The organism is Amycolatopsis rifamycinica, from assembly GCF_000695625.1.
Lineage (GTDB): Bacteria > Actinomycetota > Actinomycetes > Mycobacteriales > Pseudonocardiaceae > Amycolatopsis > Amycolatopsis rifamycinica.
Genome location: NZ_JMQI01000027.1, coordinates 125,252 through 139,762, shown reverse-complemented (window position 1 = coordinate 139,762; position 14,511 = coordinate 125,252). Strand labels below are relative to the sequence as shown.

Here is a 14,511-nt window from a genome sequence, read left to right as displayed (position 1 = left end):
GAACGTGTGATCACTGTGAGCCGCGGAGCACACTCTCAGGAAAGTTCACCTACGGTCACGTCGTGCCCCGACTCCCGCTCCCGCGCACCCGACGAGCCCGGCTCACCGCGCTCGGCGCCGTCGTGGCGGTGCTGGCCGCCGCGACCGTCCTCTGGGCGACGCGCGACACGGCCCCGCCCGCCGTGCCCACCCAGGACGCGCTGCTCGACCTGCCCGCCGCCCCCGGCTCGGCCGAGCAGGTCAAGATCGACACGACCACCTACCTCCCCGCCACCGTGCCCGCCCCCGCGGTGCTGCTCGCGCACGGCTTCGGCGGGGACAAGAACAGCGTCGCCGACGACGCCCGCGAGCTCGCGCGGAAGGGCTTCGTCGTGATGACGTGGTCCGCGCGCGGCTTCGGCAGGAGCACCGGCAAGATCGGGCTCAACGACCCGGACGGCGAGGTCGCCGACGCGAGCCGCCTGATCGACCGGCTCGTCGCGCAGCACCAGGTCACCCTCGACGCCGGCGGCGACCCGAAGGTCGCCGTCACCGGGGCTTCCTACGGCGGCGCGCTGTCGCTGCTGCTGGCCGGCACGGACAAGCGCGTCGACGCGATCGCGCCGGTGATCACCTACAACGACCTCGCCCAGGGCCTGATCCCGAACGCGGCGACCCCCGCGTCGGCCACCCCGGGCACCCCGGCGGCCGGCGCCTTCGCCACCGGCGGCGTCTTCAAGAAGAGCTGGGCCGGCATCTTCTTCTCGGCCGGTTCGGGCGCCGCGGCGAGCGGCTCGCCGTCCGCCGAGGCGCCCGAGGCCGGGCAAGAGACCGACACCGGATCCACCGGCGCCGCCGGAACCGCCGCCGCGGCGGCGGCCGTGCCCGCCGGGGCGCCCGGCGGAAGCGGGCCGCGCGGCGGGCCGGCCGATCCCTGCGGCCGGTTCACGGCCGCGGTCTGCCGCGCCTACACGGAGCTCGGCACGACCGGGCAGGCGAGCCAGGCGAGCGTCGACCTGCTGCGCCGCGTCTCCCCCGCGTCCGTGACGGGCAAGATCACCGTGCCGACGCTGCTGGTGCAGGGCGAGAGCGACACGCTGTTCGGCCTCGACCAGTCCGACGCGACCGCCCGGCAGATCACCGCGGCGGGCGGCGAAGTCAAGACGATCTGGTACACCGGCGGCCACGACGGCGGCAAGCCCGGCCCGCAGCTGCGCGCCAAGATCGCCGACTTCCTGAAGACGGCGCTGGACGGCGGCGACCCGGGCACCGGCTTCAGCTACGACGTCCAGGGGACGTTGCGCGCCAACGGAACGCCGTCGGTCCGCACGGTCAACGCCGCCGCCTACCCCGGGCTGACCGGCCCGGCCACCGAACGGCGGCTGCTGGCGCTGACCGGGCCGGCACAGCCGGTGGTGCGCCCGGCCGGGGCGAATCCCGCGGCGGTGAGCGGGATCCCCGGGCTCAACGGCGTCGCGAGCAGCACGTCCCGGCTCGGTGCGCTGTTCAGCAACGACCCGCCCGGCCAGGCCGCGCAGTTCACCACGGCGCCGGTCGACAGCCAGGTCGTCGTCAGCGGCTCGTCCACCGTGCGGCTGCGGGTCGCCGCGGATCCGGCGCACCCCCAGCCGGACGCGGTGCTCTTCGCGAAGCTCTACGACGTGGGACAGGACGGCTCGCGCGTGCTGCCGGCCAACGCCATCGCGCCGTTCCGGGTGAGCGGGCTGCCCGCCGACGGCACCCCGGTCGAGGTCACCGTGACGCTGCCGGGCATCGTCCGGCCGATCGAGGGCGGGCACTCGCTGCGGCTGGTGGTCGGCACCACCGACCAGGGGTACGCCGCGCCGGTCGCGCCCGCGGTGTTCCGGATCGAGCTGGCCGGCGCCGGCGGCACCGCGCTGGCCGTGCCGGTCGTGCCGGGCAAGTCGGTCGGCTCGCCCGCCCCGGTCGGGCAGCTCGTGGGCATCGGCGTCACGCTGGCGATCGGGCTCGCCGCGGTGCTGTTCGCGGCCCTGCGCCGCCGCCGCGCCACCGACGTCGATCCCGCGCTCGCCACGACGCCGCTGGTCATCGAGGGGCTGCGCAAGCAGTACGCGGGCGGGTTCGTCGCGGTGCAGGATCTGTCCTTCCGCGTCGAGCCGGGCCAGGTGCTCGGCCTGCTCGGGCCGAACGGCGCGGGCAAGACGACCACCCTGCGGATGCTGATGGGGCTCATCACGCCGACCGCGGGACACATCCGCGTGTTCGGGCACAAGATCGCCCCGGGCGCGCCGGTGCTCTCGCGCATCGGCTCGTTCGTCGAGGGCTCGGGCTTCCTGCCGCACCTGTCCGGCCGGGCGAACCTCGAGCTGTACTGGGCTTCGACCGGACGCCCGGCCGAGAAGGCCCACTTCGCGGAGGCGCTGGAGATCGCCGGGCTCGGCTCGGCCGTCGAACGCCGCGTGCGGACCTACAGCCAGGGCATGCGGCAGCGGCTCGCGATCGCCCAGGCGATGCTCGGCCTGCCGGAGCTCATGGTGCTCGACGAACCGACCAACGGGCTCGACCCGCCCCAGATCCACCAGATGCGCGAGGTGCTGAAGCGGTACGCCGCGACCGGCCGCACCGTGGTGGTCTCCAGCCACCTGCTGGCCGAGGTCGAGCAGACCTGCACGCACGTCGTGGTCATGCACCGCGGCTCGCTGGTGGCCTCGGGCGAGGTCGGCGAGCTGGCCGCGGCCGGCGGCGAGGCGACGTTCCGGGTCGACGACCCGGCCGCGGCCGCGGCGGCGCTCAAGGCGCTCAGCGGCGTCACCGACGTCGACGTCGAGGGCGAGCTCGTGCACGCCAACCTCGGCGAACTGCCGCGGGCCGAAGGCGTGGCCGCCCTGGTCCGCGCCGGGGTCGCGGTGGAGCAGGCCGGGCCGCGGCGCCGGCTGGAAGACGCGTTCCTGCAACTGGTCGGAGAAGAATCGTGAGTGAGGGTGTGCACACCGATCCGCACGCGCTCGACGAGCTGAGCGACCTCGCGTCGCAGGAGCACGCCGGCGTCGGGCCGGACGGCGCGGTCGAGGGCTACAGCGCCCGGCGGACGCTGCGGCTCGGCGTCGAGCTGCGCCGCCAGCTCAGGCGGCGGCGCACGCAGTTCCTGCTCGGGTTCGTCGCGCTGCTGCCGTTCATCCTGGTGATCGCGTTCCAGCTCGGGCAGTCGAGCCCGAACCGGCGCAGCGGCGGGTTCGTCGACCTGGCCACGGCGTCCGCGCCGAACTTCGTCGTGCTGGCGCTGTTCGTGTCGGGAACGTTCCTGCTGCCGATGGTCGTCGCGCTGTTCTTCGGCGACACCATCGCCAGCGAGGCGTCGTGGTCGAGCCTGAAGTACCTGCTGGCCGTGCCGGTGCCGCGGCAGCGGGTGCTGCGGCAGAAGGCGATCGTGTCCGGGCTGCTGTCGGCGTTCGCGCTGGTGCTGCTGCCGCTGGTCTCGCTCGGCGTCGGGGTGCTCTGGTACGGCGCGGGTGCCGCGATCAGCCCGACCGGCGACGCGGTGTCCTTCGGCGACAGCCTGCTCGCCATCGGGCTGTCCACTGTGTACATCATCCTGCAGCTGGCCTGGGTGGCCGGGCTGGCGCTGGCGCTGAGCGTGTCGACCGACGCCCCGCTCGGCGCGGTCGGCGGCGCGGTGCTGGTGGCGATCCTGTCCCAGATCCTCGACCAGATCACCGCGCTGGAGGGGCTGCGCAACTACCTGCCGACGCACTACGCGTTCTCCTGGATGGACCTGATCTCGACCGACGTCGACTGGACCAACCTGGCGAGCGGCATGCTGTCGGCGGCGATCTACGGCACGGTGTTCTTCCTCTACGCCGGGCGCCGGTTCGCCAAGAAGGACATCACCAGCTGAGGCTCGGCGTCGTCCGGTCGAGCGGCGGGACCTGACCGGCCCGCCGCGCCGCGGTACGGTCGGGCCGTGCCGATCACCCTGGACAGCCACCGCGACGTCGCCGTGCTCCGGATCGACCACGGCGGGGGCAACACCCTCGACACCGAGTCGTGCCGGGACCTGGTGCTCCGGCTCGAGCAGGCCGAGGAGGCCCGCGCCGTCGTGCTCACCGGGACGGGCGGCGTCTTCTGCGCGGGCGTCGACCTCAAGCGGCTCGACGAGGGCGGGGCGCCGTACGTGGCGGAGTTCCTGCCGCTGCTGTCCGACGCGCTGCTGGCGGTGTTCGGCAGCCCGCGCCCGGTGGTCGCCGCCCTGAACGGGCACGCCGTCGCCGGCGGTGCGGTGCTCGCCGCGGCCTGCGACCACCGCGTGCTGGGAGCCGGCCGGATCGGGGTGACCGAGCTGCTGGTCGGGTTGCCGTTCCCGTTGGCCGCGCTGGAGATCCTGCGCTGCGCCTACGGGACGCCCCGGCTGCCGTTGCTCGCCTACGCGGGTGAAACCTGGGGCGGCGAGGAAGCCCTGGCCCGCGGGCTGGCCGACGAGCAGGCACCGCCGGACGAGGTGCTCGACCGCGCGGTCGCCGTGGCGGCCCGGCTCGGCGAGTTGCCCGCCGAGCCGTTCGCCCACACCAAGGCCCAGATCCGGCAGCCGTTCCACGAGCGGATCGCCGAATACCGCCACGCGGACGACCCGCGGGTGGAGCGGATGTGGCGGTCCGCCGAGGCGCTCGCCGCCGTCAAGTCCTATGTGGACCGGGTGCTCCGCTAGGCGGTGGGCACGCCGCTCTCCGCGAGCGCCTTGATGCCGTCGACCGTCTTCTGCATGTTGGCCTGCAGCTCGCCGAGCCGCATCGCGACGATTTCTTCCTCGTGCTCGGGCATCGAGCCGATGATCGTCGTCAGGTTGGACGGGCCGGGACCGATCTGGGCCCACTGGCGCAGGATGGTGCCGTCGCCGTCCGGAACGAGCTCGAAGCGCCACGACGCGGCCGGGTTCGTCACGTCCATCACGGCCCAGGCGAACAGCCGCTCGGGCTCGTAGCCGGTGACGGTCGAGACCGTCTCCCACTCCCCGGCGACCGGGTGGGAGTTGCGGCCGCGGAACCGCGCGCCCAGACCGGGCTCGGCGCCCTCGACCCAGCCGCCGCCCTGGAACTCGGTGGAGAACCGGGCCGGCAGGTCGACGTCCAGCAGCCAGGACCAGACCTCGGCCGGTGGCGCGTCGATGTGGACCTCGACGTCGGTGGTCGGGCAGTCGGAAACCTTCATGGCGGACCCCTCGCTCGATGACGGTGTCTGGATTCGGACCGTAACGTGGCGCCGATCACCCGGACAACTCGCATGATGCCCGCGGGTGCGCACGCCGGAGGACGCGGCGCCACCCGCCGAAAGTCGGATTCTGACCGATTCTGCGCCCGGACAGCCGATTGCCGGCCACCGCTCGTTCTGTGAGGGTCCCACCGAGGGTTCGGTGCCAGTTCGTGCGGTTCGGTGAACCGGGAGGGTGCTCGATGCGCAGACTTTTCACCGCCGGTGCGGTCCTGCTGGCCATGGCCGGCCTGGCCCCGGCGGCCGCCGCGGCGCCCGACATCAAGGCGCAGCTGCAGCGGATCCCGGGACTGACGATCGTTTCCGAGGACGCGGCGCCGGCCGGGTTCCGGTTCTTCAAGCTGACCTACACCCAGCCTGCCGACCACCGGCACCCGGACGCGGGCACCTTCCAGCAGCGGTTCACCCTGCTGCACCGCGACTTCGCCGCCCCGACGGTCGCCTTCACGAGCGGCTACAACGTCAGCGGCTCGCCGAACCGCTCGGAGCCGACCCAGATCGTCGACGGCAACCAGCTGTCGATGGAGTACCGCTACTTCACGCCGTCCCGGCCGGAGCCGGAGAACTGGGCGAAGCAGCTGACGATCTGGCAGGCGGCCGCGGACGAGCACCGCGCGGTGCGGGCGTTCAAGGCGATCTACCCGGGCAAGTGGCTGGCCACGGGCGGCAGCAAGGGCGGCATGACCGCGACGTACTTCCGGCGCTTCTTCCCCGATGACGTCGACGCGACGATCCCGTACGTCGCGCCCAACGACGTCATCGACCCGGTCGACGTCTACAACCGGTTCCTTTCCCGGGTGGGCGACGACCCGGCGTGCCGCGCCGCCTTGAAGGCGATCCAGCGCGACGCGCTGAAGCGGCGTGACGAGCTGGGCGCGATCGCCGCGGCGGACGCGGCGCGGCGCGGGCTGACGTTCTCGATCGTCGGATCGGCCGACAAGTCCCTCGAGATTTCGGTGATCGACTCGTACTTCGCGTTCTGGCAGTACCAGAAGCAGGCGGACTGCGCGACGGTGCCGCCGCCCGGCGCGCCCGCGGCGGACGTCTACGCCTGGTACGAGAAGGTGGAGAGCCTCAACACGTACTCCGACCAGGACCTGGCCCCGTACATCCCGTACTACTACCAGGCGGCGGTGCAGCTGGGCTCGCCCGAGGCGTACGACGGCTACCTCCGCGACCTGCTGCGCTACCCGGGCGCCGACCAGCCGAAGACGTTCGTGCCGTCGTCGATCCGCCTGCCGCGCTTCGACTACCTGGCGATGCCCGACATCGACTTCTGGGTGAAGTCCCGCGGCACGCGGCTGCTGTTCGTGTACGGGTCGAACGACCCGTGGGGCGCGGAGCCGTTCGAACTCGGCCCCGGAAGCCGCGATGCGTACCGCTACTACGTCGAGGGCGGCAACCACGGAGCGAAGATCGCCCAGCTCGCCCCGTCCGACGCGGCCACGGCGACGGCGACGATCCGGCGCTGGGCCGGCCTGCCACCGGTTTCGTCGTTGGCCCTTCGCTCGGCTCCGGTCGGCTTCCCGGACTTCGACGCGGACCTGACGCCCAGGGCACGGCTGTAACTTTTCTCAGGCCGGGCGTACTCTCACGACACCTGACGGCCCGGCCTGAGGAGGCACGCATGCCTCGTCCCGTCCACTTCGAGATCCACGCGGGCGACCCCGAACGCGCGGTGGCCTTCTACACGGCGGTGTTCGGCTGGAAGTTGGAGCGCTGGGGCGACGTCCCGTATTGGATGATCACGACCGGAGAAGGCGACGGAATAGACGGCGGTCTGTTGCCTCGGCAGGGCCCCGCACCGGAGGCCTCGGCTCCGGTCCACGGCTTCGTCAACACGATCGACGTGGCGAACCTGGACGAGGCGCTGGGCGCGGTCAACCGGGCGGGCGGGACGCTGGCTCTGCCGAAGAACCCGGTGCCGGGAGTGGGGTGGCTGGCGTATTGCAAGGACACTGAGGGGAATGTGTTCGGGATGCTGGAGGCGGATGAGAACGCGCCTGCGCCGGAGTGAACCTGGCTGCGCTGATGGCATGCGCATCGGCTTTGGGGGCCCTTCATCCCGAAGCGCCGATTGTGACTACGGCTGGTGGCACCGCGTCGGCGAGCCTGGGCGGCTGATGGCATACGCACCGGCTTCGGGGAGGCCCTTCATCCCGATGCCCCGATTGTGACTACGGCCGGCGGCACCGCATCGGCGAACCTGGGCGGCTGATGGCATACGCACCGGCTTCGGGGAGGCCCTTCATCCCGAAGCGCCGATTGTGACTACGGCCGGCGGCACCGCATCGGCGAACCTGAGCGGCTGATGGCATACGCACCGGCTTCGGGAGACCCTTCATCCCGATGCCCCGATTGTGACTACGGCCGGCGGCACCGCATCGGCGAACCTGAGCGGCTGATGGCATACGCACCGGCTTCGGGAGACCCTTCATCCCGATGCCCCGATTGTGACTACGGCCGGCGGCACCGCGTCAAGGCGGGAAAGCGTGCCTTGACCCGGTGCCACCGGCCGTGTTGGGGCTTCGGATCGGGATGCAGGGCGGGGTGTGGCTGCCGGTCTCGTCCTGGGTGGCGTCCTCGGTGGGGGTCGGCCCGGCGGTGGCTGCCCTTCTCGGCGCTGGGCCGACACGGCCCAGCCCGGGGCCCCCCGGCCAGCCCAGCCCCGAGACCCTGGCCCTGTCTGTTCCAGACCGGCCCGCCCCAGCCAGCCTCAGCCCAGCTCGCCCCAGCCTCGGGGGCCGGGCCCAGCCCGTTCCAGCCCAGCTCGCCCCAGCCCCGGGGCCCCGGCCCAGCCCGCCCCAGCCCGGCGGGCCGATCGCTACTTGATCCCGGCCGCGTCCATTCCTCTCAGCTCCTTCTTCAGGTCCGAGATCTCGTCCCGGAGCCGAGCCGCCAGCTCGAACTGCAGGTCGCGGGCCGCCTGCATCATTTGGTCGGTCATCTGCTGGATCAGGTCCGCCAGCTGGGCGCGCGGCATCGCCGAAACGTTCTTGTCCACCAGCATCCCCGAGCTGCGCACCCGGTCGCCCTGCTCGGGCTTCTTGCCGCGCGACGAGTTGCGGCCCGAGCCACCCACCGAGACCTGCTCGGTGTCCTCCGCCTCGCTGTACACCCGGTCGAGGATGTCCGCGATCTTCTTCCGCAGCGGCTGCGGGTCGACGCCCCGCTCCTTGTTGTAGGCGACCTGCTTCTCGCGGCGGCGGTCCGTCTCGTCGATCGCGTGCTGCATCGAATCGGTGATCTTGTCCGCGTACATGTGGACCTCGCCCGACACGTTTCGCGCCGCGCGGCCGATCGTCTGGATCAGCGACGTCCCGCTCCGCAGGAAGCCCTCCTTGTCCGCGTCGAGGATCGCCACCAGCGAGACCTCCGGCAGGTCGAGGCCCTCGCGCAGCAGGTTGATGCCGACGAGTACGTCGAAGTCGCCCGCCCGCAGCTGCCGCAGCAGCTCCACCCGGCGCAGCGTGTCGACCTCCGAGTGCAGGTAGCGCACCCGGATGCCCAGCTCCAGCAGGTAGTCCGTGAGGTCCTCGGCCATCTTCTTCGTCAGCGTCGTGACCAGGACGCGCTCGTCCTTGTCCGCCCGCTCGCGGATCTCGTGCACCAGGTCGTCGATCTGGCCCTCGGTCGGCTTCACCACGACCTTCGGGTCGACCAGGCCGGTCGGCCGGATGACCTGCTCGACGAACTCGCCGCCCGCCTGGCCCATCTCGTACGGCCCCGGGGTCGCCGAGAGGTAGACGGTCTGGCCGATCCGGTCGGTGAACTCCTCCCAGGTCAGCGGCCGGTTGTCCACCGCGCTCGGCAGCCGGAAGCCGTACTCGACCAGGTTCCGCTTCCGCGACATGTCGCCTTCGTACATGCCGCCGATCTGCGGGACGGTCTGGTGCGACTCGTCGATCACCAGCAGGAAGTCTTCCGGGAAGTAGTCGATCAGCGTCGCCGGCGCCGTGCCCGGTCCGCGGCCGTCGATGTGCCGCGAGTAGTTCTCGATGCCGGAGCAGAAGCCGACCTGGCGCATCATCTCGATGTCGTAGGCCGTGCGCATCCGCAGCCGCTGCGCCTCCAGGAGCTTGCCCTGCCGTTCCAGCTCGGCGAGCCGCTCCTCGAGCTCCTTCTCGATCCCCCGGATCGCCTTTTCCATCCGCTCCGGGCCGGCGACGTAGTGCGTCGCCGGGAAGATCCGGACCTCGTCGACCTCCTTGACGATGTCCCCGGTCAGCGGGTGCAGGTAGTACAGCTTCTCGACCTCGTCGCCGAAGAACTCGACGCGGATCGCGAGCTCCTCGTACGCCGGGATGATCTCCACCGTGTCGCCGCGGGCGCGGAACGTGCCGCGCGCGAAGGCGATGTCGTTGCGCGTGTACTGGACGTCGACCAGCGCGCGCAGGAACACGTCCCGGTCGAGCTGCATGCCGACCGCGAGCTTGGACGACCGGTCGAGGTACGACTGCGGCGTGCCGAGGCCGTAGATGCAGGAGACGCTGGCGACCACGATGACGTCCCGGCGCGACAGCAGGTTCATCGTCGCCGAGTGCCGCAGCCGCTCGACGTCGTCGTTGATCGACGAGTCCTTCTCGATGTAGGTGTCCGTCTGCGCGATGTACGCCTCGGGCTGGTAGTAGTCGTAGTAGCTGACGAAGTACTCCACCGCGTTGTGCGGGAACAGCTCACGCAGCTCGTTCGCCAGCTGCGCGGCCAGGGTCTTGTTGGGCGCCATCACCAGCGTCGGCCGCTGGACGCGCTCGATCAGCCACGCCGTGGTCGCCGACTTGCCGGTACCGGTGGCGCCGAGGAGCACGACATGCTTCTCGCCCGCCTTGACCCGGCGTTCGAGCTCGTCGATGGCCGCCGGCTGGTCACCGGCGGGCTGGTAGTCACTGACCACCTCGAACCGGCCGCCGGTCCGAGGGATCTCCGAGACGGGCCGGAAGTCGGACTGGGCGAGGACGGGGTGTTCGGTTGCGAAAGCCACGTGGACCAGAGTAGGCCGACCCACCGACAATTTCCGTCGGCCCTGGTCAGCGGGGGCGGAACACCGTGACCGAGGTGACATCGCCGCCGTCGACGGCGCAGTGCAGGACGGCGCCGGGGACGGTGTCGTCGCCGAAGCACGAGACCAGCACCCGGTCGGAGCCCGTCGCCTGGACCTCGGTGCGCGGGAACTCCGCCAGCACCTCGGCGACCTCGCCGTCCGGCGCCGCGAGGTGCGCGAGGACGGCTTCCCGCGGCGAAGGGGGAGGCGGGATCGGCAGGCCGTGGCCTTCGAAGAGGCGGTTCAGCTGGTCGGCGGCGGAAACGGCACGCGGGAAGCCGGCGAACGCGGCGGTCTGGACGACGACTTCGCAGACCTCCGCAGGCGACAGCCCGGCGGCGAGACCGGTGCGGAGGTGGACGCTCAGCGGCGGCCCCACCATGCCGGCGGCGACGATGGCGGCGAGCGTGGCGGCTTCGCGGGTGCGGGGGTCGAGGGCGGGGCGTTCGTGCAGGTGGCCGTAGACGGTGCCGACGGCCAGCTCCCCCAGCGCCGGGACGGTGGCGAAGAGCGCGTCGAGCCGGGCCTTCCCGCCTTCGACGAGTCCTTCGAAGTTCTCGCGGCCTCGGTCGTGGAGGTCGGCCATCGGGTCGGTCACGGTGCCTCCTCAGCAACTGCAGTCGCAGCAGGCACAACAGGCGCAGCAGTCGCAGTCGCAGCCCCATGCGTCGTGGGGTTTTCCGCTGCAGGGACCAGGATAGGGATCGCGGCAGCAGAACTGGCAGGTGCAGCACATGTAGGGGATGAGGGCGCAGCCGAGGAAGGCGTTGCGCTTCTTCGGGGGCACGGCGAACTTCGGGTACCAGAGGCCGCCGCCCTTGCCGTCGTACGGACCGGACTTGCCGCCTTTGCCGGGGTTGCCGGGGTCCTGGGGATCTTTGGGGCCGCCGGGGCCACCCGGGCCGCCGGGACCTCCTGGACCGCGGCCGCCGGGGCCGTTCGGTCCGCCGGGGCCACGCCCGCCGGGAGCGCCCGGCGGCGGGACCGGCCCCGGCGGCGGGAACCCGTGCGGCTGCGGGGAGCTGTTCCAGCCGGGCGGAACCTGGTGCGGATGCTGCTGCGGCGCCGGCCCGCGCCCGATCCAGCCCGGCGGCTGCTGGTGCGGATACTGCTGCGGAGTGGGCCCCGGCCCGATCCACCCGGGCGGCGGCTGCTGCCCACCGTGGTCGTGGTCATGGCCGTGGGAGAAGCCGTGGCCGAAGGCGCGCCGCACCGCTTGGCGCAGCTCGTGCACCAGCAACGCGTGCACCAGCGCCGGCTCGGCGAACTCCGCTTCGCGCAACGCCAGCTCCACCCCCAGCACCGCGTCGTCGCACAGCCGGCGGGCCTCCGCCACTCCCGTTCCCGTGGCCAGCAACGGGTTCCACGCCCCCGCCGCCGCGTCGGCCGCGTAGTCCTCCACCGCGTCCAGCAGGTGGGCCACCCGGCCGAACAGGCGGCCCGCCTCGGCCAGCGGGGCCGCGTTGGCCGGCTTGCCCGCCAGCTCCGCCGTCCGGGCGAACGCCATCGCCGTGGCCCTCTCCGCGGGTTCCGTGGCCAGGAGCGGGGAATCACCCGGGCGCACCGATGACTCCAGCGCGGCCTGTCCCTCGACCGCCTCCGTCAGCACCGTCGTGTCGAACCCGACCCGGCCGCCCGTCCGGCCGCCCTGCGTGGTCCAGCGGGCCGCGACCCGCCGTGCGGCCGCCGCGACCGGGCGCCTGCCGAAGGCGCCGTCGCCGTCCTCGACGTGGTCGCCGACCTTGGCCGCGGCCAGCACCAGCGACACCGCCGCCGCCAGCTGGGCGCCTTCGCCGCGGGCCACCGATGCCGTCCGCATGCCGCGCAGCGGGCACGGGCCCGCCGCGCGGCGTCCGTCCGCGCGCGGCGTCTGGGCTTCGGCCAGCACCGAAATGATCAGTCCGTCGTAGTTGGTCACCACACGCGCGAACTGGCCGTGTTCGTCACGCAGCGTGAGGCAGAGCCCGCACAGGTGCGCCAGCCAGTCGGCGTGCAGACGTTCGGCCAGCCGGTGCCGGCAGGGCCTGATGATCCCGAACATCCCCGGTTCCCCCTCGATCCGTCGGCGCACCTTAGCCCGAACGCGTGATGCCCGGGGCGGATGTACGCGTTTCGTGACCGGCCCGGCAGGATGACCCGCATGGCCGCACTGCACCCCCCGAAGGTCGAGGTCTTCGACCCCGCCGCGCGCGCGAACATCGACCCGAAGGGCATCGTGCGGGAGGTCGAAGAATTCCGCGAGGAGCCGTTCGGCCTGTACCTCGCCCGCCCGACGCCGGGCCGCGCCCAGTTCCACTACCTCGAGTCGTGGCTGGTGCCCGGACTGGGCCTGCGCTTCACCGACTTCTGGTTCTCCCCCGGCCACGAGCGCGACCAGGACTTCTACCTCGACGTCGTCCGCGTGCACCGCGACGGCCCGCGCTGGGTCGCCACCGACCTCTACGTCGACATCGTGCTCAAGGACAAGCTTTCGCTCCGGGTGATCGACACCGACGAGCTCCTGGAGGCCCTCCAAGCGGGCCTGGTCACCGCCGAAGAGGCCGAGTCCGCGCTGAAGACCACCTACACCGCGGTGGAAGGACTGGCCGCGCACGGCTACGACCTCACCGCCTGGCTGGCCACCCTGGACATCACGCTGACCTGGCGGCGCCACCCCTGACCCGGCGGGCAGGTCGGCGACCGGCTGGGGATCCGGAACGCGAGCGAGCACCTGCCCGGCCGGCCGGAGCTGGGCCGGAATCCGGCCGCAGCTCGCGGACACGCGGGCCTAGGGTGCCCAGCCGGTGGCCGCCGCCCACTTCTCGGCGCGGGCGAACACGCCGTTGACCCACTCCTGCTTCTCGTCGGCGTAGGCCGCGACCGTGCCGTCGGCGGCGTGCGCTTCGGCGAGCCGCAGCTTCACGTCGCGGTAGTCGTCGCGCTCGTCCGGGTCCGCGCGCAGGAAGTCGCGGAAGAGCAGCGCGAGCCGCCACGCCGGCGTCTCCAGCGACCGGACGTGCAGGTTCACCGGCCGCTTCGGGTCGGCGCCGACGTGCAGGCGCTTGGGCCACGTGCCGGCACCGTCCAGGGCGTCGTCGACCCAGTCGCCTTCGAGCCGCGGGAACCCGGCGTCGGCCAGCAGCGGCCCCAGCGCGTCCGCGTCGTCCGACGTGGCCACCGTCAGCTGCAGGTCGAGGACGTCCTTGGCGGGCAGGCCGGGCACGGCCGTCGACCCGATGTGGTCCGCGCGACGGGCCAGCTCCCCCGCCGCGGCGCGGACCCGGGCCAGGACCCGCTCGGCCTGGGCCGGCCAGGTGAGGTCGTATTCGGCGATCTTCGGCGACACAGGCGGCCGCGGCCGGCGCAGCCGGACGTTGGCCTCGAACGGCACCAGCCGGTCCGCCCACAGCGCGTCGACCTCGGCGAGCACGGTGTCTTCGGCGCCGCCGTTGTCCAGCCAGACGTCCGCGACCGCGCGCCGCTGCTCGGTGCTCGCCTGCGCCCGGATCCGCGCCCGCGCGTCCTCCTCGGCCATCCCGCGCGCCGAGACCAGCCGCCGTACCCGCACTTCGACCGGCGCGTCGACCACCACGACCAGGTGGTAGGCCGTCGCGAGGCCGTTCTCGACCAGCAGCGGGATGTCGTGGACGATGATCGCGTCCGGCTTCGCGGCCGCCATCAGCTCGCCGGTGCGGGCGCCGACCAAGGGGTGCACGATCGCGTTCAGCCGGAGCCGCGACTCGTCGTCGGCGAACGCCTTCGCGGCGAGCGCGGGCCGGTCGAGCGAGCCGTCCGCGGCCAGGATGCCGGGACCGAACTCGGCCACCAGGCGGGCCAGTCCCTCGGTCCCGGGCTCGACCACCTCGCGGGCGATCCGGTCGGAGTCCACCAGCACCGCGCCGTGTTCGGCGAGCCGGTTCGCCACGGTCGACTTCCCGGCCCCGATCCCACCCGTCAACCCCACACGCAACATGCCGATCACCCTAGTCACGCGGTCGTCGCCCCCTTGGTGGGCACGTCCGGTCAAATCGACGCCATTTGCGTGACAAGTGGGAAAATGTCGTAACAAGCCGCTGGTCTGGCCGACTTCCCCGGCATGAACCACCGCCGAGGGGGGCCGGTGAAAGGAACGAAGATCAGGAAAGCGGCCACTGTCCTGCTGTGCGCGGGCGGGCTCGCCGTGGCGGTACCCGAAGCCGCGGCGGCGCCACCCGCACCGGCGGGGCGCGTGGCCACGTCACCGGTGCAGTGCCTGGCCGGGATCCGCC

At 72.6% G+C, this 14,511-nt stretch carries 11 protein-coding genes; 6 read left to right on the top strand and 5 right to left on the bottom strand.

What is annotated here, in order from left to right; translation table 11 throughout:
* Positions 1–62: 62 nt before the first annotated feature.
* The 3 genes from DV20_RS14010 to DV20_RS14000 all read left to right on the top strand — a co-directional run bounded on the left by DV20_RS14010 (position 63) and on the right by DV20_RS14000 (position 4,663).
* Entirely contained in the window at positions 63–2,936 is a 2,874-nt protein-coding gene (locus tag DV20_RS14010; protein WP_043780199.1) for an alpha/beta fold hydrolase, read from the top strand.
* The gene (locus DV20_RS14005; RefSeq protein ID WP_084093483.1) at positions 2,930–3,856 is read left to right on the top strand and encodes an ABC transporter permease; all 927 of its coding nucleotides are present in this window, start codon (positions 2,930–2,932) and stop codon (positions 3,854–3,856) included. Before DV20_RS14010 ends, DV20_RS14005 begins: the two co-directional genes overlap by 7 nt.
* Positions 3,857–3,922: 66 nt before the next feature.
* A complete protein-coding gene (locus tag DV20_RS14000; RefSeq protein ID WP_043780193.1) occupies positions 3,923–4,663 on the top strand; it encodes an enoyl-CoA hydratase/isomerase family protein in 741 nt (246 codons plus the stop codon).
* Here the strand turns inward: DV20_RS14000 and DV20_RS13995 are convergent.
* Positions 4,660–5,163: an SRPBCC family protein gene (locus DV20_RS13995; protein ID WP_043780191.1), complete on the bottom strand. Its 504-nt coding sequence runs from the start codon at positions 5,161–5,163 to the stop codon at positions 4,660–4,662. The genes DV20_RS14000 and DV20_RS13995 overlap by 4 nt on opposite strands.
* A gap of 242 nt (positions 5,164–5,405) precedes the next feature.
* Between DV20_RS13995 and DV20_RS13990 the strand changes: the two genes are divergently transcribed.
* Together DV20_RS13990 and DV20_RS13985 are read left to right on the top strand one after the other, a co-directional pair.
* Positions 5,406–6,791, top strand: a complete 1,386-nt coding sequence (locus DV20_RS13990) for a S28 family serine protease (protein ID WP_043780190.1) — start codon at positions 5,406–5,408, stop codon at positions 6,789–6,791.
* 59 nt (positions 6,792–6,850) lie between these two features.
* On the top strand, positions 6,851–7,240 hold the full coding sequence (locus DV20_RS13985; RefSeq protein ID WP_043780187.1) for a VOC family protein: 390 nt from the start codon (positions 6,851–6,853) through the stop codon (positions 7,238–7,240).
* A gap of 807 nt (positions 7,241–8,047) precedes the next feature.
* On the opposite strand, the gene uvrB is transcribed toward DV20_RS13985, so the two are convergent.
* From uvrB to DV20_RS13970, 3 genes are read right to left on the bottom strand one after another with little or no spacing between them, the layout of a single operon-like run.
* Positions 8,048–10,204: an excinuclease ABC subunit UvrB gene (uvrB, locus tag DV20_RS13980; RefSeq protein WP_043780184.1), complete on the bottom strand. Its 2,157-nt coding sequence runs from the start codon at positions 10,202–10,204 to the stop codon at positions 8,048–8,050.
* A 46-nt stretch (positions 10,205–10,250) separates the two neighbouring features.
* Positions 10,251–10,862: a carboxymuconolactone decarboxylase family protein gene (locus tag DV20_RS13975; RefSeq protein ID WP_084093471.1), complete on the bottom strand. Its 612-nt coding sequence runs from the start codon at positions 10,860–10,862 to the stop codon at positions 10,251–10,253.
* Positions 10,863–10,871: 9 nt separating this feature from the next.
* Entirely contained in the window at positions 10,872–12,305 is a 1,434-nt protein-coding gene (locus DV20_RS13970) for a DUF5685 family protein (protein ID WP_043780181.1), read from the bottom strand.
* A gap of 99 nt (positions 12,306–12,404) precedes the next feature.
* Here DV20_RS13970 and DV20_RS13965 point away from each other — a divergent pair, with 99 nt between their 5' ends.
* Positions 12,405–12,923, top strand: a complete 519-nt coding sequence (locus tag DV20_RS13965; RefSeq protein WP_043780177.1) for a DUF402 domain-containing protein — start codon at positions 12,405–12,407, stop codon at positions 12,921–12,923.
* 108 nt (positions 12,924–13,031) lie between these two features.
* Here DV20_RS13965 and coaE read toward each other — a convergent pair whose 3' ends face one another.
* On the bottom strand, positions 13,032–14,216 hold the full coding sequence (gene coaE, locus DV20_RS13960) for a dephospho-CoA kinase (RefSeq protein WP_043780174.1): 1,185 nt from the start codon (positions 14,214–14,216) through the stop codon (positions 13,032–13,034).
* Positions 14,217–14,511: the final 295 nt, after the last annotated feature.

Coding starts and splice junctions, on each gene's coding strand:
- coaE (WP_043780174.1), bottom strand. CDS start 14,216: ATGTTGCGTGTGGGGTTGACGGGTGGGATCGGGGCCGGGAAGTCGACC.
- DV20_RS13985 (WP_043780187.1), top strand. CDS start 6,851: ATGCCTCGTCCCGTCCACTTCGAGATCCACGCGGGCGACCCCGAACGC.
- DV20_RS13990 (WP_043780190.1), top strand. CDS start 5,406: ATGCGCAGACTTTTCACCGCCGGTGCGGTCCTGCTGGCCATGGCCGGC.
- DV20_RS13995 (WP_043780191.1), bottom strand. CDS start 5,163: ATGAAGGTTTCCGACTGCCCGACCACCGACGTCGAGGTCCACATCGAC.
- DV20_RS13965 (WP_043780177.1), top strand. CDS start 12,405: ATGGCCGCACTGCACCCCCCGAAGGTCGAGGTCTTCGACCCCGCCGCG.
- DV20_RS13970 (WP_043780181.1), bottom strand. CDS start 12,305: ATGTTCGGGATCATCAGGCCCTGCCGGCACCGGCTGGCCGAACGTCTG.